This is a genomic window from Burkholderia sp. WSM2232 (assembly GCF_000472545.1).
In the GTDB taxonomy this organism is placed as follows: Bacteria; Pseudomonadota; Gammaproteobacteria; order Burkholderiales; family Burkholderiaceae; genus Paraburkholderia.
Window position 1 is genome coordinate 332135 of sequence record NZ_AWZV01000003.1, and the last position, 16865, is coordinate 348999.

The following is a 16865-nucleotide window of genomic DNA, read 5'->3' on the forward strand; positions in this document are numbered from 1 at the left end:
GCCAACTTCAAGGAGATGCACATGGCGTCCAATTCGAATTCGAACGGCGGACCGATCCGCAAATTTATCGATGTCCAGAAGGCGCTCAAAGGCGCGTCGTATCCCGCCGACAAGGCAAGCTTGCTGGATACCGCGAAAGGCAACGGCGCGGACGACGAAGTGCTCGACGCGCTCGAACGCCTGCCGGAGCAGGAGTACGGCAGTCCCGCGGAAGTGTCGAAAGGCGTCGGCAACGAGTGATGCCACGCGGACGTGGCGCGTGATTCGCGGCGCGTCCGCTGTCAAATGTGCAAGCGACGGAAGTAACTACAGGCTGAGTTAGTTCGCAGACGTTGCCGTCCCGGCACAGCTCGCGTGCTCGCTGACATGCTCACAGCGGTGATCACAGCGCACCGGCTCAAAGCGTTGCGAGCATTACCGACAACGTGCCGGATTCGTTCTGCACGCCCGCGTCCAGGTTGACTGCGCCTGGCGTTTCGGTTTCGATCGCCCGCAGCAGGCGCGGTGTGAAAGAGGCGCCAAAGCGCGCGATCAGCGCTTCGCGCGCGGAGTCGTCGGCATGGGCGAGCTGACGCAATTCTTCGAGCGGCAAGCCAACGAACAGATTGAGCGGGTAGGGTGGCGCGTCCTTATCGCGTGCGTCCGGAGCGGACGTGTCCGGCGTCGGCGCGCGAAGACGCAGACCCGGTTGCAGGTGTGCGGCGAGTTCCGCCGTCACTTCGTAGTCCGGCGCGAAGTTAAGCGAGGTCTTTGCTTCGCTCTCCAGAAAGGGCGCGACGCCGTCGAGGCGCGCAAGTTCTTCGTCGCTGAGCAGCATGGTGGTTCTCCGCGTGTGTCGTTCGTGACGAGACCTGGGTCGCAGCAAACAACTTGCCGGGTGTCTGCGCGGTCATGCGCGCATGGTCAGGCATAGTCGGGCATAGGCGATGCTGCGCAGCACTGATACGAACACGGGGATTCGCGCAGCGGCTGACGCCGGGGCTTACGCCGTGGCTCACGGCGATACCGACGCCGATACAGATACCAACGCCGATACCATGCCGATACCCATGCCGATACCGACGAACCCAAGCCGCGCCTTGCGCCGGCCAACCAAACGGGTGCAACCATGCATTGGAATATAAAAAGCGCGCTGCTGGCCGTGACCATCGCTGCATTGGGAACGGGTATGTCGGGCTGCAAAAAGGTGGACGACACCAGCAGAGACACCACCAGTTCCGCAAGCAGTGGCGTAATGAGCAATTCGGCCGGCGTGAGCGGCATGAGCGGCCAGAGCGACGCGGCAAAGCGCGCGAGCGATGCGGCGGCGGGCGCTTCCGGCCAGGCGGGCGGCGCCGCGCCCGCTGCTTCAGCGAGCCAGTAGCATGGCGTCGGGCAACTGTCCGGCGTTTCGGGCACACTGTGCGGATGCAACCAGTCGACGTTACCTTTCGCCTTGCCGCGCCGCATGAAGCCGAAACTATTCGCCTGATCGAATTCGAAGCGGGCGCGCGCTTCGCGAGCGTCGGGATGGCGGGCATCGCCGACGCGCCGCCTATGAGCGTTGCGCTTGTCGCGCGCAAGATTGCGGCGCAGGAAATCATCGTCGCGGTAGATCGCGAAGACGTGTGTGCCGGATTCGTGATGTTCGAGCCGCAAGCCGGGCGCATCTACGTTCAGGAGCTCGACGTGCTGACCTCGCACGCCGGGCGGCGCATCGGCGCGGCGCTGATCGATGAAGTCGCCAGACTCGCGCGCTCGCGCAAGCTCCTGCAACTGGTGTTGTCGACCTATCGCGAAGTGCCGTGGAATGCGCCGTATTACCGGCGGCTTGGCTTTCGCGATATCGCGGAAGCTGAACTCGACGCGGCGCTGATCGCGCGCCGCAATGCGCATATCGCGCGAGGTCTGGACGAATCGCGACGTGTATTCATGCGCCGCGACCTCGCCTGACGCGACTATCTCACCGGGCAGGGAGCAACGCGCAACGCATATGGCAAACCTCTGCGCGTAGCAGCGAAGAAAATGCGGCGGGCGCCGCAGCACCAATGTGCCGACGACGCCCGCCGCTCTTCACTGCGTGTTGGCAGCAGCGCGTTGTGCGCTTACTCCACCGTTTCGAGTGCCGGATAATCGACGTAACCGGCTTCGCCACGTGCGTAGAACGTGGCAGGATTGGGCTTGTTCAACGGAGCGTTCATCGCAAAGCGGCGCACGAGGTCCGGATTCGCAATGAATAGCTGGCCCCAGGCCACTGCGTCCGCCTCGCCCGCGTCGAGCACCTGCTGCGCGGTTTCCTTCGTGAACTTCTCGTTCGCGATGTACGGGCCGCCGAATTCCTTCTTCAACTGCGGGCCCAGACGGTCTTCGCCCAATGCTTCGCGCGCGGCGATAAAAGCGATCTTGCGCTTGCCGAGTTCGCGAGCCACGTAGCCGAAGGTTGCTGCGGGGTTCGAGTCGCCCATGTCATGCGCGTCGCGGCGCGGCGCGAGGTGCACGCCAACGCGCTGTGCGCCCCACACGTCGATGCACGCGTCGGTGACTTCGAGCAGCAGGCGCGCGCGATTCTCGATCGGACCGCCGTAGGCGTCGGTACGCTTGTTGGTGCTGTCCTGCAGGAACTGGTCGAGCAGATAGCCGTTCGCGCCGTGCACTTCCACGCCGTCGAAACCCGCTGCTTTCGCGTTTTGCGCGCCTTGGCGGAACGCCTGCACGATGCCGGCGATCTCGTCGAGTTCGAGCGCGCGCGGCGTCACATACGGACGCTCAGGGCGCACCAGGCTCACGTGGCCTTTCGCGGCGATTGCGCTCGGCGCGACGGGCAGCTCTCCGTTCAGGAACAGCGGATCGGAGATGCGGCCGACATGCCACAGTTGCAGGAAGATCTTGCCCCCCGCGGCGTGCACCGCGTTCGTGACGAGTTTCCAGCCTTCCACCTGTTCCTGCGACCAGATACCAGGCGTCTCGGCATATCCCACGCCTTGCGGCGTAACGGAGGTCGCTTCGCTGATGATGAGGCCCGCCGTGGCACGCTCGGCGTAGTACTTCGCCATCAGCGCGTTCGGCACGCGGATTTCCTCGGCGCGCTGACGCGTGAGCGGCGCCATGATGATGCGGTTCGACAACGTAAGGTCGCCAATTTGCAGCGGATCGAAAAGAGTCGGCATAAGTGTTCACCTTTGGCCGGGGCGTGAACGCCGTCGGCCTCAAAATTGTTGCGAAGCAACAGGACGTGCGAAGGGAAGCGGCGATGCAGGACGGCTCAGAGCTTCGAGTTCATATGCTCGAGGAACGCCTGAATAACGGGCTCATTGCGTTTGAAGAACACCCATTGCCCCACCCGCTTGGACGTAACGAGTCCCGCGCGCTGCAATGCCGCCAGATGGGCCGACACGGTGGACTGCGAAAGCCCGCAGCGCGCGTCGATCTTGCCCGCGCATACGCCGTGGTCGAGCGGGAGCTCCTGGTCGGCGAAATGCGCATACGGCTCGCGCAGCCAGCCAAGAATCTCGCGCCTGACCGGGTTGGCGAGCGCCTTGTGGATCGCGTCGATGTCTGGCGCGATGGGGGTTCGTTTCATTCGTCAACTACCGTCACGTTGTTCAACGGACAGACTCGAGGCGACTTGCCGCCGATGTCTGCATCGCTACTGACCGAAGTATATATCGGAATTTGACGATATGCATGGAGGCACTACTTGCGGTGGGGTAATGATCAATCGGCACGCGGGGTTTGCACGCGAGCCGCGGCGCTATACTGGGTGCCCGTCTATAGCGCGAGTAGCCGGGGCAGCGCAAGCGCTGCTCCGGCGAACCGATAAAAAATTGGCTGAACACGATCTCAAAAAACTCAAAATCGACCGCGCGCCCGTGACCGCGCGCCGTCGGCGCAACTGGACCGGCTACGGGGTGGCCGCGTTGATCCTGGTGGCCGCGCTCGTGGCCGGCTTGCGCTTCGCCAGCCCGCGCACCGTGCAAACCACGTCGGTCATCTCCGCGTATCCGTCGCAGAGCTACACGTTGCTGAACGCGACGGGCTACGTCGTGCCGCAACGCAAGGCCGCCGTGGCGTCCAAGGCGCAAGGGCGGCTCGAATGGCTCGGGGTGCTCGAAGGCACGCGTGTAAAAAAAGATGAAGTGATCGCCAGACTGGAAAGTGCGGACGTCGCAGCGTCGCTCGCGCAGGCGAAGGCGCAGGTCAAGGTCGCGCAAGCGAATCTCGCGTTGCAGGTCGCCGAGCTGAAAAACGCTGAACTCAACCTGCGCCGCTCTGCGGTGCTGGTGCCGAGCGGCGCCATGCCCGCCACCCAGTACGACGCGGATCTCGCGCGCTACGACAAGGCGAAGGCGTCCATCGACAACAGCCGCGCGGCTATCGTGTCGGCGCAGGCGAACGCGCAGGTGGCGCAGGTCGCGGTCGATCAGACGGTGATTCGCGCGCCGTTCAACGGCGTCGTGATCGAGAAGCACGCGAACGTCGGCGACAACATCACGCCGTTTTCCCAAGCGTCCGATAGCAAGGGGGCCGTCGTCACCATCGCCGACATGGACACGCTCGAAGTGGAAGCGGATGTCGCCGAAGCGAACATCGCGAAGATCGCCGCCGACGCGCCTTGCGAGATCCAGCTCGACGCGCTGCCGGAACTGCGTCTTGCGGGCCGCGTATCGCGTATCGTGCCGACCGTCGACCGTTCCAAGGCGACGGTGCTCGTCAAGGTGCGCTTTGTCGATCGCGACGCACGCGTGCTGCCGGACATGAGCGCAAAGATCGCCTTCCTGTCGAAGCCGGTGCCGCCGCAGGACCGCCGACCCGTCGTCGCCGCGCAGCCGGCTGCCGTGGTTCAGCGCGACGGACGCAGCGTCGTCTTCGTCGTCAAGGACGAGACCGTGCATCAGGTGCCCGTCACGACGGGCACGAAGCTCGGCGACCTGATCGCGCTTGAAGGCGTGCGTGCGGGGGACGTGCTGGTGCGTGCGCCCGACGCGCAGTTGAAGGACGGCGCGAAAGTCACCGTGGCGAAGCCATAACGTGAGCGGACAGCAACCTATGAACCGCGCGAATGGCGCTGCGCCGCTCGTCGAGATCCTGCACCTGGTGAAGTCCTACCGGCGCGGCGTGCAGACAGTGCCCGTGCTGGCCGACATCACGCTTTCGATCGGAGAAGGCGACTTCATCGCATTGATGGGGCCATCGGGATCGGGCAAGAGCACGCTGCTCAACCTGATTGCGGGCATCGACCGGCCCGATGGCGGCGTGCTGCGCGTGGGCGGGCTCGACATCACGCAACTGTCCGAAGCGGCGCTGGCCGACTGGCGTGCAGCTAACGTCGGCTTTATCTTCCAGTTCTACAACCTGATGCCTGTGCTGACGGCGTTCGAGAACATCGAGTTGCCGCTGATGCTCACGAGGCTCACGCGCAAGGAGCGGCGCGAGCGCGTCGAGCTGGTGCTGGAGATGGTCAACCTCGCGAACCGTGCACATCACTATCCGTCGGAGCTGTCGGGCGGACAGCAGCAGCGCGTCGCGATTGCGCGCGCCTTGATCACCGACCCGACGCTGATCGTCGCCGACGAACCGACGGGCGATCTCGATCGCGCATCGGCCGAAGAAGTGCTCGCGATGCTGCAACGTCTGAACCGCGAACTGGGCAAGACCATCATCATGGTCACGCACGACGCGCATGCCGCAGGCGCCGCGAACGCGCTCGTGCATCTGGACAAAGGGGAACTGTCAGATGGCAACACGCGCTGATCGGCGCGACGGCGGCCCGTCATGCACGCGCTGAAGCTGATTACGCGCAACGCGCTGCGCCACAAGCTGCGCACTGCGTTGACGGTGCTCGGGCTCACGATCGCAGTGCTTGCATACGGGCTCCTAAATACCGTGGTCGACGCGTGGTATGCGGGCGCCGCAGCTGCATCGAACGCGCGACTCGTCACGCGCAACGCCATTTCGCTGACGTTCTCGCTGCCGCTCAGCTACGAGAACCGCATTCGCGGCGTGGAAGGCGTGACGCTGGTCGCACGCTCGAGCTGGTTCGGCGGCGTGTATCGCGAGCCGAAGAACTTCTTCGCGCAGTTCGCCGTGTCCGACAACTATCTGGACCTCTATCCCGAGCTGATCGTGCCCGCTCAACAGCGCAGCGATTACCAACGCGACCGCAAGGGCTGTCTGGTCGGCCGGCAACTGGCGACGCAGTTCGGCTTCAAGGTCGGCGACGTCATCCCCATCAAAGGCACGATCTATCCGGGCACCTGGGAGTTTGTCGTGCGCGGCATCATGGATGGCCGCGACGAATCGACGATCACACGGCAACTCATTTTTCACTGGGACTATCTGAACGAATCGGTGCGCAAGATGCCGGGGCGGCGTGCGGATCAGGTCGGTGTCTACGTGCTGGGCATCGCGGCTCCCGAGGAGGCCGCCGCGATCTCGCGCAACGTCGACGACGTGTTCAGGAATTCCCTCGCCGAAACGCTGACGGAAACCGAGCAGGCGTTCCAGCTCGGCTTCGTCGCGATGTCGAATCAGATCATCGCGGCCATTCGCGTGGTGTCGTATGTGGTGATCGTCATCATCATGGCCGTGATGGCGAATGCAATGGCCATGAGCGCGCGCGAGCGCACCGTCGAATACGCGACGCTCAAGGCGCTCGGGTTCGGCCCGGGCTTTCTCGCGCTCCTCATGTTCGGCGAGTCGTTGACGCTGTGCATCGCGGGCGGCGGGCTCGGCATGCTGCTGACGCCGCCCGCCGCCAGCATCTTCCGGCAGGCAACCGGCGGCGTATTCCCCGTCTTTCACGTGTCGCGCGAGACGATGCTGTTGCAGGCGGCGTGTGCGGGTGTCGTCGGCGTGGCGGCGGCGATCATTCCGGCGATCCAGGCGGCGCGCGTGCGGATCGTCGAGGGCCTGCGGGCCATCGGGTAGCGCATCATGGCCATTCCGCTTTCCTATATCGCTCGCAACCTGTGGACCCGTCGCCTGACGACGGCGCTCACGGCGGGGGGGCTCGCGCTCGTCGTCTTCGTGTTCTCGACGGTCCTGATGCTCGATGCGGGCCTGAAGAAAACACTCGTCTCGACGGGCGAAGAGAACAACGTCGTCGTGATCCGCAAGGGCGCGGAGACCGAAGTGCAGAGCGCGATCGACCGCAATCAGGCCAACGTGATCGAGATGCATCCCGCCGTCGCGGTGGGCGGCGACGGCCGCAGGCTTGCATCGAAAGAGTCGGTCGTGCTGATCTCGCTCGCGAAAATCGGTTCGGGCAAGCCGTCGAACGTGGTGATACGCGGTGTGTCGCAGGCGGGCATCGGCTTGCGGCCTCAGGTACGGCTCGCATCGGGGCGCCTCTTCACGCCGGGCTCGTCGGAGATCGTGGTGGGCAGCAGCATTGCGAAGGGCTTTGCGGGCACGCAACCCGGCGAGCACTTGCGTTTCGCACAGCGCGAGTGGACGGTGGTGGGCACCTTCGACGCGGGCGGCAGCGGGTTCGATTCGGAGATCTGGGGCGATGCGGACCAGCTGATGCAGGCGTTTCGCCGGACCAGTTATTCGTCGATGGTGGTGCGGCTTGCGCAAGGCGATCAGTTCGAGCGCTTCAAAAGCGATATCGACGTCGACCCGCGCCTTGCCGACGAAGCGAAACGCGAGCGAACGTTCTACAGCGACCAGTCGAGGGCTCTGTCGACGTTTCTCAACATACTCGGCTTCACGCTGTCGGCCATCTTTTCTATTGCCGCGATGATCGGCGCGATGATCACGATGTATGCGTCGGTGGCGAATCGCGTGGCGGAGATCGGCACGTTGCGCGCGCTTGGCTTCAAGCGCGCGAACGTGCTCGCCGCGTTTCTGGTCGAAGCGATGCTGCTTGGGCTCGTCGGCGGACTGGCGGGACTTGGCTGCGCAGCGTTCATGCAGTTCGCGTCTTTCTCGACAACCAATTTCCAGACCTTCGCGGACCTATCGTTCCGCTTCATCCTGACGCCCGCCATTGTCGCGAAGACATTGGCGTTCTCGGTGACAATGGGCCTCGTCGGCGGCTTTCTGCCGGCGTTGCGCGCGTCGCGCATGAACATCGTCGAGGCGCTGCGCGCGCGGTGATTGCACGCCGCGCAGGGCATGCGAATTGCCGCCAGCCCGTGCTCACGTGAGTGCAAGCGGCCAGCATGTGGCATACCCTTGCGTGCGGGATAGGAGCGAGGCAGCACCGGACCGGCGACTATTGCCGGTGCGCAACGCGTTTGCCGCATACAATGCCGGGACGAACAAGGCCCGCTTTGGGCGGCCCGCTCTCACGCGTCTATTGATGAAATCATCCGAAACTCCTGCACACGCCCGGCACGATACGTCCGTCACCCCTGCGTCGCCGCAACAAGAGCGCGAGTCTGCTCAGCCTGTCGCGAACGCGGAAGCGAACGGGAACCCGGAAGCGAAGGCGAGCGCCAAGGCGAATCCCGCCGCGGCGCATGACTCGCGCGGGCGCACCATTGCGCTCGCGGCCAGCCTCGCGTTGATCGCCTTCTCGCTGCGCACGCCGATCACCAGCGTCGGTCCGATACTGGTCGAAGCGGTGCGCGCGACCAACCTTTCGCGCACCGGCGCGAGCGTCCTGACGACCTTGCCGTCGCTGTGCTTTGGTCTGTTCGGCCCGCTTGCGCCTATGCTGGCACGGCGCCTTGGCAGCGAGCGCGCGTTGCTGGCGCTGCTCGTGCTGCTGACTGCCGGCACTGCGCTGCGCATCGTTCCAGCATGGCAGGTGTTGTACATCGGACAGATCGTGGCCTGTTTCGCAATCGGCCTGATGAACGTGCTCATGCCTGGTGTGGTGAAGCGCGACTTTCCGCAGCATGTCGCGCTGATGACTGGAATCTACAGCGCCGCGATGTGCGCGGGCGCCGCCGCGGCCGCGGCCGCCACGGTGCCGGCCGCCAATGCGCTCGCGCATGTTGCCGGCGGCGCGGGCGGCAACGCGTGGGCGTGGGCACTTGCGCTGTGGGCGTTGCCGGTCGGTCTCGCGACGCTGGTGTGGGGCGTGCAGCTGCCGGCAAAAAGCACGCACGCCGGAAAGCGCGTGCACGTGGTTCGTGGCCTGTGGCGCGATCCGCTGGCGTGGAAGGTGACGTTGTTCATGGGCTCGCAATCGTCGCTGGCGTATATCGTGTTCGGCTGGCTGCCGACAGTGCTTCGTACACGCGGCATGAGCGCTGTCGACGCCGGCTTCATGCTGTCGATAAGCGTGGTGACGCAGGCGGTCGCGTCGCTATTGCTGCCGTTTTTGCTCGCGCGGCTGCGCGACCAGCGCATGGTGAACGTGAGCGCGCTGCTGCTGACCGGCGCGGGGCTGATGGGCTGTTTCTTCTTGCCGTTGTCGACCGTCTGGATTTCGGCACTGCTTCTCGGCATGGCGCAGGGTGCGTCGTTCACACTCGCGCTCACCGTGATCGGCTTGCGTTCGTATGACTCGCACGTGGCCGCCCAACTGTCCAGCATGGCGCAGGGAATCGGCTATCTGATCGCATCGTGCGGACCGTTCATCGCCGGCTCGCTGCTCCATGCAACCGGCTCGCTCAATAGCCTGGCTGCGCTGTGCGTCGGCGTGTGCGCGGTGTCGGCATGGTTCGGTTATGCAGCCGGGCGGCCTGAGCACGTCAAGGCGCGCCTCGAGTAGCAGGCTAGATGGGGCCGCCGTGACGCGCCGCGGCCCGTTCCTGCTCGACGCGTGCTGTGACGTCGCGGGCCACGGCAACCGAACCGCAGGCGTTGCCGTTCGTATCGACCACGAGCGCAAAGGTCATTTCCACATACAGCTTGCGGCCTTCCTTGTGCATTGCGCTCGTCAACGTCGCGCGGCCGTGGGTCTTCGTGAGGCCGCTGGCCATGGCGCCTTCGAAACCGCGCCAGTGCGCAGCGCGCAAACGTTCGGGAATGATCAGGTCGAGATTCTGGCCCAGCGCCTCGGCCGCGCTATGCCCGAACAGCGCGGCGGCGGCGCGGTTCCAGCGAACAATGCTGCCGGAGCGGTCCGCGTAGATGGCGGCGTCGGCCATCTGGTCGAAGATCCATTCCGCCAGTGCGGGCGGTTCTGTCATGACTTCACTCCTGAATGCCTCGGGGCGCGCGCTGACTTAAGCCTGCGCGCTCCAGCCGGTTTGCGCAACATACGCGGGAATAGCGCGGCGCGCGCAACACAGTGCTGAAGCGCGGCGCTTCGAGCATGCCGGACAACGCGCCGCCGCTCACATCGCCATGACGGATTCGGGCGATTCCCACATGTAATCAAGTGCCTCGGCCACTTCGCGGCAGGTGACTTTGCCGAACGCGACGTTCAGCCCGTTGCGCAGATGCGGGTCGTCCTGCAACGCCTTGCGCCAGCCCTTGTCTGCGATCTGCAGCGCGAACGGCAACGTCGCGTTGTTCAGCGCGTAGGTCGAGGTGCGCGGCACGCCGCCTGGCATGTTGGCGACGCAGTAGTGCACGACGTCGTCCACCATGTAAGTCGGCTCCGCGTGTGTGGTCGGTTTTGCCGTCTCGCAGCAGCCGCCCTGGTCGATCGCCACGTCGACAATCGCGGCGCCGGGCTGCATTGCCTGCACCATCTCTCGCGTAACGAGTTTCGGCGCGGCCGCGCCGGGAATCAGCACTCCGCCGATCACGAGATCGGCTTCGAGCACGTGTTTCTCGACATTGTCCTGATTCGAAAACACGGTTATCACGCGAGCGCCGAACTGGCGGTCCATGCGCCGCAGCGCCTCGAGGCTGCGGTCGATTACCACGACCTGTGCGCCGGTGCCCACGGCAATCTGCGCCGCGTTCGAGCCGACCACGCCTGCGCCCAAAATCACGATTTTCGCCGATGGTACGCCCGCGACGCCGCCCAGAAGAATGCCCTTGCCGCCATGCGCGCGCTCAAGACAGAACGCGCCGGCCTGGATCGACATGCGGCCCGCCACCTCGGACATGGGCGCAAGCAGCGGCAGCCCACCGGCGGCCTGCGTGACGGTTTCATAGGCAATGCAGACCGCGTTGCTCTGCACGAGATCGGCGCATTGCTGCGGGTCGGGGGCGAGATGCAGATACGTGAACAGGATCTGGCCGTCGCGCAGCATGGCTCGCTCGCCGGCCTGCGGCTCCTTCACCTTGACGATCAACTCGGCCGTGGCGAACACGTCCTGCGCGCGCGCCGCGATCTTCGCGCCGGCCTTCTCATAGACCGCGTCCGATGCGCCAATGCCGTTGCCGGCGCCCGTTTCGACGGTGACCGTGTGCCCGTGCGCCACCATTTCCCGGACCGACGACGGTGTCAGACCCACACGGTATTCGTGGTTTTTTATTTCCTTCGGAACGCCAACGTGCATGTCATCCTCCAGTTGCGGATAGGCCGCCCGGCGATTCTTTTGATGCGGTGCGGCAAGTGCAGTCAGTGCGGCTCGGGCCGGGATCGCCTGGGTCGTCGGCCAACCTGTCGTGCTTCACGCGAGCAAAACGGTGCGGCGCTGTCGTGAATCAGCATACGCCCGATTGACGGGCACCGCTCACCGCGGGCATCGAGGCCATTAGATCGAGTGCCGCCTTGCCGATCGGTTCGTCAGCGATCATAGGGGCGCACGTGCAGCCGTGCACCCACGCACCCGCGCTTGTTCGATGTCGACGCAGCCGCGCGCAACGTGCGGCGACGGTAGCAACGGCGGCACGCCGCACCATACAGTTCGATGACTTTGTCTGTCGTTCGCCTGACGGTTCTTTTTGTGCAAAACCAGCGACGGATTTTCCGTGCTGCCGCGTTCAAGAAGAAACGAAGCCGCATCGCGCTTCGGTATCGAATGGGAGAAACCAGCATGACATCGACAAGATCGCTTCGCCTCGGCAGCTTCATGCTCGTCGCCGCATTGGCCTGCACGGCCGCGCTCAGTTCGTCGCCCGCGTCCGCGCAGGCCGTGATCGTCGCGCCAATGGCACCGCCGCCGCCGCGCGTCGAGGTGGTGCCGGCGCCGCGCGCAGGGTACGTGTGGGATCAGGGCCGCTGGCGTTGGCATCACGGCCGTTACGTGTGGGTGCCCGGTCACTGGCAGGTGGTGCGGCCCGGCTATCACTGGGTGCCCGGACATTGGGTGCAGCGCGGGCCGAACTGGCGCTGGGTCGAAGGTCATTGGGCGTAAAGGCGCGGCCTAACCAGTCGGACATTGTTCATGAAAACACTTGTGATCCTGCTGCTCGCGGCGACGCTGTCGGGCTGCGTGGTGTACCCGGCGCGGCCGGTCTACTATCGTCCGGCAGTCGTCGTGTATTGAGCATGACCTGCCTGCTGCCGCGCGCCTCGATCTACCGTTGCGCGCGCAACGAACCTGCGAGGTTGAAGCCGACGTGAATCGCATTGAACGTGGCCCGGGGAGCGCTGCGCCTTGAGCGAACGCGACCCCGACGCGAAGTTGCTCGAGCAGGTCGGCCGCCATGATGCGGCGGCCGTGCGCACGCTCGTCGCGCGCAAACTGCCGCGTTTGCTGGCATTTGCCACGCGCATGCTGGGCGATCGTATGGAAGCGGAAGACGTCGCGCAGGAAGTGTTCGTGCGCATATGGAAACAGGCGGCGCGTTGGCGCGAAGGCGAGGCAAAGTTCGACACGTGGATACATCGTGTTGCGCTCAACCTTTGCTATGACCGTCTGCGCGGCCGCCGCGAACAGGTTCGCGACGAACTGCCCGACGAAATCGATCCGGCCGCCTTGCCGGATGCGCGGCTCGAAGCGCGCTCCCGCGACGCGCGCATCCGCGAGGCGCTCGCCGCTCTGCCCGCACGGCAGCGCGAGGCGCTGGTGCTGTGCTACTACCAGGAGATGTCCAACATCGACGCCGCCGCGTTGATGGGCATCACCGTCGATGCGCTGGAAAGTCTGCTGGCCCGCGCGCGCCGCACTCTGCGCGCTCAAGTGGCCGGCAGCGGCCTTAGCAAGGACAAGCCATGACGCCCGAAAGATTCCATCAGATCATAGAAGCCTATGGTGCCGATCCACGCCGCTGGCCCGAGGAAGAGCGGGCGGCGGGGCAGGCGTGGGCGCAGATGCATCGTCAGCAGGCCGACGCGTGGCTCGCGCAAGCGGCTGGGCTCGACGCGTGGCTCGCGGCAGACAGGCTCGCGCCGCCGGACGCCGCGTTGCAGCGCCGGATCGTTGCCGGCGCGCCAGTGCGCCGGCCTCACGTGCAGCGGCGCGCCTGGTGGTGGTCGGGCGCGGCGGTCGCGGGTGTCGGACTGCTGGGCGGCATGGCCGGGGCTTTGGCCGTATCGCTCTTCGTGCTGAGCGAAGCGGCGCCGCCCGTGCATGATTCTTATCTGACGTCGAGCTTCGGTGGGTCGTCCGCCGATTGGAGTGGCGAATGAACAGCCGGGCCTGGAAGATCGTGCTTGTGGTTTCGCTCGTCCTGAATGTGTTTTTGCTAGGTGCGATTGCCGGCGGCGCTTACCGTTGGTATGCGGCGCGCGAGGCCGCGGCGCCGCTCAGTGCACAGCAGCGGGCTTTGCGCTTTGCTGCTCAGACGCTCTCGCCGGAGCGGCAAAAGGCATTCGCGGACAGCCTGAAGAACGGCCGCCGCGACGGCCGCGAGTTTGCGCACGAGGCTCGCGAAGGTCGCCGCGAGGTCTTGCGTCTGCTCGCCGCGCCGCAACTGGACCGCGCGGCGCTCGACGCCGCGCTGGCTCGCACCCGTGCGGCCGACAGCAATCTGCGCGCCAAAGTGGAAGGCAGTGTGGCTGATTTCGCTGCGACGTTGTCGCCGCAAGAGCGCGTCGAGTTCGCGCAGAGCCTGCGCTTGCGTGGGCAGTGGCGCGAACCGCAGGCGAACACGAAAAGCGCCGGGCCGGCGAACCCCGCGTCCTCGAATGCAGCTTCGGGCCACTGAAAAATTGTCTAACCGTGACGACGGATCGGATAGCGCGTCCGCGTTCAAGCATTGTCCCAATGCCGAAGAGGGTGGTATGGCAGTCTCACCAAACCTGACTTCCGCTGCAATCGCGCTCAATCGCTTCGGTCTGGGCGCGCGAGCGGACGACACGCCGCCCGCAGCGCCGAAAGCGTGGCTGCTGGCGCAGTTGGAGCACTATGAACCGCGGCCTGCAGCATGGGCCGATCAGCCGGATTCACTCGCGCTGTCCAGTGAACTGGAGCAGCAGAGGCGTCAGTTGCGTGAGCAACGGCAACGCAATCCGGGCAATGCAGGTGGGGCGTCGCCGGCCAATACGCAGGCCAATACGCAGGGTGACCAGATGGCGGCCTCGCCAGGCACCGCGAAGCAAGATAAGGATGCCGAACGGAAAGCTCTGCATGTGGAAATACGCGACAGGTATCGTTCTGCGGTCAATGCGCGAGTGACGAGCGCATTGACCACGCCGACGCCTTTCGTCGAGCGACTGGTGCATTTCTGGGCGAACCACTTTGCCGTATCGACGGAAAAGCCGGCGGTGGCTGCGCTCGCCGGGTCGTTCGAAGCAGAGGCGATTCGGCCGCACGTGCTGGGCCGTTTCGAGGACATGCTGGTGGCTGTGGAGCGTCATCCGGCCATGCAGGTGTTTCTCGACCAGACCCGTTCAGTAGGTCCGGACAGCATGGCGGCGCTGCGCGCGGCGGCGCGCAACCCGCAGCGCAGGCGCGGCCTGAACGAAAACCTCGCGCGCGAGATCATGGAACTGCATACGCTCGGCGTGCGCAGCGGCTATAGCCAGAGCGACGTGACTGAATTCGCCCAAGCGCTGACGGGCTGGAGCGTGGCGAACACGCCGGTGAGCGCAGGCACTTCCGGCATGTCGGGCACTGCTGCCGCACCGATCGCGCAAACGGCCGCAGTGCCCGGTACGTTCGTATTCCGCGAGGCGCTGCACGAGCCGGGCGTGCGTACGGTGATGGGCCGGCGCTACGATCAGCGTGGCGAAGAGCAGGCGCTCGCGATCCTGCATGACCTCGCCGCTGCCCCTGCGACCGCGCAACACATCGGCAGCAAGCTGGCTCGCCATTTCATAGCCGACACGCCGCCCGCGGGCGCGAGCGACAAACTGGCCAACGCGTTCCAGACGAGCGGGGGCGATCTACCGACCGTATATCGCGCATTGCTCGACCTGCACGAAGCCTGGTCGCCCACCGCCGCGAAGTTCAAGACGCCGTGGGAATGGGCCATTTCGTCGATGCGCGGCCTCGGTTGGCAAGACCTCGGCAAACTGCAGGCCGCGCCGCTTTTCGCGCAGCTCGGCCAGCCGGTATGGCGTCCGGGCTCGCCGTCCGGTTACGACGATGTCGCCGCCAGTTGGGCCGCGCCCGATGCATTGGTGCGCCGCGTGGAGGCGGCGCAGCGCTTCGCTGCGCGCGTCGGCGACCGGCTCGATGCGCGCTCGCTCGGCCAGGTGTTGCTGCCCGGGTCGCTCGGCGCGCCGACCACAGTCGCGATAGCGCGCGCCGAAAGTGCCTCCACCGCGATTGCACTTTTGCTGGTCTCGCCGGACTTTCAACGGAGATAACACCATGTCCTCACGCCGCCAGTTTCTGCACGTCGCCGCTGCCGGAGCGGGGGCGATTCTCGTGTCGCCGCGCATCGCGTTCGCGAGCGTCGTCACGCAGCGCCGCTTTGTGTTCGTGATCCAGCGCGGTGCGGCCGACGGGCTGAACATCGTCGTGCCATACGCCGAGCCGGCCTACACCACGTTGCGCGGCGCGCTTGCCATCGATCCTGCGCGCGCTCACCGGCTCGATGGAACCTTTGCGCTGCATCCCGCGCTCACGCAGACGGCCGCGATGTATGCGGACCGTCAGGCGCTGTTCGTGCATGCGGTGGCCTCGCCGTATCGCGACCGTTCGCATTTCGACGGACAGAACGTGCTGGAAACCGGCGGCGCGTCGCCGTATCAGGTGAAAGACGGTTGGCTCAACCGGCTGGCCACGCTGCTGCCCGCGGCCCGCGAAACTGCAATCGCCTTCGCGCCCACTGTGCCGATGGCGTTGCGCGGCGCGGCGGCGGTCACGTCATACGCACCTTCCGCATTGCCTGCCGCTCCCGACGATCTGCTCGCGCGCGTGTCGCAACTCTACGACGACGATGCGCAGTTGCGCCCGTTGTGGGAATCGGCGATGACGGCGCGCGGCCTTGCGGGCGACGCAGGCGCGCGCCAGGATCCCGCGAGCCTCGGCAAGCTTGCTGCGGGCTTTCTCGCGCGTGACGACGGCCCGCGCATTGCAATGATCGAGACCGGCGGCTGGGACACGCACAGCGCGCAGAACGCGCGCCTCGGCAATCAGCTGAAAGCGCTCGACACGATGCTCGCCGCGCTGCGCGACGGCATGGGCGCTGCCTGGGGCGAGACCACGGTGCTGGTGGCGACCGAGTTCGGCAGGACCGCGGCCGCCAACGGCACCGAAGGCACCGACCACGGCACGGGCTCGGTGGCGATGGTGCTGGGCGGTGCCGTAGCAGGCGGCCGGGTGCTCGCGGACTGGCCCGGCCTTGCGGCTCGCGATCTGTACGAGGCGCGCGACCTCAAGCCGACCGCTTCGCTCGATGCGCTGATCGCCGGCGTGACGAGCGAAGGCCTGGGTCTCGATCCTCAGCGCACGGTGCGTGCGCTATTCGGCCGGACAGCCGGCGTCAAACCGATGAGCGGTATGGTGCGCGCCTAGCAAAGCTGCCGGAGTGCGAGGCAGCTTCGGCAAGCACTGCTCTCTCTTCCCTCCCAGGTCCGTGGCTTCGCGGACCGTTCCCGCCTGTTCCGCGCGCGCGGCGCATCTTTTTTTCGCACGAGCCCTACACAAGCGCTCTTTTCTGCCGACATCCAAGGCATTGGTTGCAGTACGTGGAGCGCTTGAAGCACCTCGAGCGGTTCACGCTGCCGCTGGAAAAATTGACCGGGCCCCATT

19 protein-coding genes are annotated in these 16865 nt (G+C 65.7%); 14 read left to right on the forward strand and 5 right to left on the reverse strand.

Features of this window, described 5'->3' with window-relative positions; translation table 11 throughout:
* Nucleotides 1-21: 21 nt before the first annotated feature.
* Nucleotides 22-240 (forward strand): DUF2795 domain-containing protein, encoded by a 219-nt coding sequence (locus F757_RS0101480; RefSeq protein WP_013341490.1) that lies wholly within the window; start codon nucleotides 22-24, stop codon nucleotides 238-240.
* Between the two features lie 157 nt (nucleotides 241-397).
* Here the strand turns inward: F757_RS0101480 and F757_RS0101485 are convergent, their stop codons facing one another.
* Complete coding sequence (locus tag F757_RS0101485) at nucleotides 398-817, reverse strand: hypothetical protein (protein ID WP_027209824.1); 420 nt, start codon at nucleotides 815-817, stop codon at nucleotides 398-400.
* Between the two features lie 417 nt (nucleotides 818-1234).
* Between F757_RS0101485 and F757_RS36905 the strand changes: the two genes are divergently transcribed.
* Both F757_RS36905 and F757_RS0101495 read left to right on the forward strand, forming a co-directional pair.
* Nucleotides 1235-1363 (forward strand): hypothetical protein, encoded by a 129-nt coding sequence (locus F757_RS36905; protein WP_332258125.1) that lies wholly within the window; start codon nucleotides 1235-1237, stop codon nucleotides 1361-1363.
* Between the two features lie 44 nt (nucleotides 1364-1407).
* Nucleotides 1408-1932 (forward strand): GNAT family N-acetyltransferase, encoded by a 525-nt coding sequence (locus tag F757_RS0101495; RefSeq protein WP_027209826.1) that lies wholly within the window; start codon nucleotides 1408-1410, stop codon nucleotides 1930-1932.
* 152 nt (nucleotides 1933-2084) lie between these two features.
* Here the strand turns inward: F757_RS0101495 and F757_RS0101500 are convergent, their stop codons facing one another.
* Entirely contained in the window at nucleotides 2085-3146 is a 1062-nt protein-coding gene (locus tag F757_RS0101500) for an alkene reductase (protein WP_027209827.1), read from the reverse strand.
* 95 nt (nucleotides 3147-3241) lie between these two features.
* On the reverse strand, nucleotides 3242-3559 hold the full coding sequence (locus tag F757_RS0101505; protein ID WP_013591875.1) for an ArsR/SmtB family transcription factor: 318 nt from the start codon (nucleotides 3557-3559) through the stop codon (nucleotides 3242-3244).
* 100 nt (nucleotides 3560-3659) lie between these two features.
* On the opposite strand from F757_RS0101505, the gene F757_RS0101510 reads away from it, so the two are divergent.
* The 5 genes from F757_RS0101510 to F757_RS0101530 all read left to right on the forward strand — a co-directional run bounded on the left by F757_RS0101510 (nucleotide 3660) and on the right by F757_RS0101530 (nucleotide 9646).
* A complete protein-coding gene (locus F757_RS0101510) occupies nucleotides 3660-5006 on the forward strand; it encodes an efflux RND transporter periplasmic adaptor subunit (RefSeq protein ID WP_442856611.1) in 1347 nt (448 codons plus the stop codon).
* 19 nt (nucleotides 5007-5025) lie between these two features.
* Nucleotides 5026-5730, forward strand: coding sequence for an ABC transporter ATP-binding protein (locus F757_RS0101515; protein ID WP_027209829.1), 705 nt, complete (start codon nucleotides 5026-5028; stop codon nucleotides 5728-5730).
* A 21-nt stretch (nucleotides 5731-5751) separates the two neighbouring features.
* Nucleotides 5752-6906 (forward strand): ABC transporter permease, encoded by a 1155-nt coding sequence (locus tag F757_RS0101520; protein ID WP_027209830.1) that lies wholly within the window; start codon nucleotides 5752-5754, stop codon nucleotides 6904-6906.
* Between the two features lie 6 nt (nucleotides 6907-6912).
* Complete coding sequence (locus tag F757_RS0101525; protein ID WP_027209831.1) at nucleotides 6913-8079, forward strand: ABC transporter permease; 1167 nt, start codon at nucleotides 6913-6915, stop codon at nucleotides 8077-8079.
* A 205-nt stretch (nucleotides 8080-8284) separates the two neighbouring features.
* A complete protein-coding gene (locus F757_RS0101530) occupies nucleotides 8285-9646 on the forward strand; it encodes an MFS transporter (RefSeq protein WP_027209832.1) in 1362 nt (453 codons plus the stop codon).
* Nucleotides 9647-9650: 4 nt separating this feature from the next.
* On the opposite strand, the gene F757_RS0101535 is transcribed toward F757_RS0101530, so the two are convergent.
* Both F757_RS0101535 and ald read right to left on the reverse strand, forming a co-directional pair.
* Nucleotides 9651-10067 (reverse strand): PAS domain S-box protein, encoded by a 417-nt coding sequence (locus tag F757_RS0101535; protein ID WP_027209833.1) that lies wholly within the window; start codon nucleotides 10065-10067, stop codon nucleotides 9651-9653.
* Between the two features lie 147 nt (nucleotides 10068-10214).
* Nucleotides 10215-11333 (reverse strand): alanine dehydrogenase, encoded by a 1119-nt coding sequence (ald, locus tag F757_RS0101545; protein WP_027209834.1) that lies wholly within the window; start codon nucleotides 11331-11333, stop codon nucleotides 10215-10217.
* A 480-nt stretch (nucleotides 11334-11813) separates the two neighbouring features.
* Between ald and F757_RS0101550 the strand changes: the two genes are divergently transcribed.
* The 6 genes from F757_RS0101550 to F757_RS0101580 all read left to right on the forward strand — a co-directional run bounded on the left by F757_RS0101550 (nucleotide 11814) and on the right by F757_RS0101580 (nucleotide 16628).
* Nucleotides 11814-12134 carry a YXWGXW repeat-containing protein gene (locus tag F757_RS0101550; protein WP_027209835.1) on the forward strand — a complete coding sequence of 107 codons (321 nt, stop codon included), beginning with the start codon at nucleotides 11814-11816 and terminating at the stop codon, nucleotides 12132-12134.
* A 243-nt stretch (nucleotides 12135-12377) separates the two neighbouring features.
* Nucleotides 12378-12938: an RNA polymerase sigma factor gene (locus F757_RS0101560; protein WP_027209837.1), complete on the forward strand. Its 561-nt coding sequence runs from the start codon at nucleotides 12378-12380 to the stop codon at nucleotides 12936-12938.
* The gene (locus tag F757_RS0101565; RefSeq protein WP_027209838.1) at nucleotides 12935-13351 is read left to right on the forward strand and encodes a hypothetical protein; all 417 of its coding nucleotides are present in this window, start codon (nucleotides 12935-12937) and stop codon (nucleotides 13349-13351) included. The genes F757_RS0101560 and F757_RS0101565 overlap by 4 nt, the downstream gene beginning before the upstream one ends.
* Entirely contained in the window at nucleotides 13348-13869 is a 522-nt protein-coding gene (locus tag F757_RS0101570) for a periplasmic heavy metal sensor (protein ID WP_027209839.1), read from the forward strand. The genes F757_RS0101565 and F757_RS0101570 overlap by 4 nt, the downstream gene beginning before the upstream one ends.
* Before the next feature lie 76 nt (nucleotides 13870-13945).
* Nucleotides 13946-15475 (forward strand): DUF1800 domain-containing protein, encoded by a 1530-nt coding sequence (locus F757_RS0101575; protein WP_027209840.1) that lies wholly within the window; start codon nucleotides 13946-13948, stop codon nucleotides 15473-15475.
* Nucleotides 15476-15479: 4 nt separating this feature from the next.
* The gene (locus F757_RS0101580; RefSeq protein WP_027209841.1) at nucleotides 15480-16628 is read left to right on the forward strand and encodes a DUF1501 domain-containing protein; all 1149 of its coding nucleotides are present in this window, start codon (nucleotides 15480-15482) and stop codon (nucleotides 16626-16628) included.
* The last annotated feature ends 237 nt before the right edge of the window (nucleotides 16629-16865 follow it).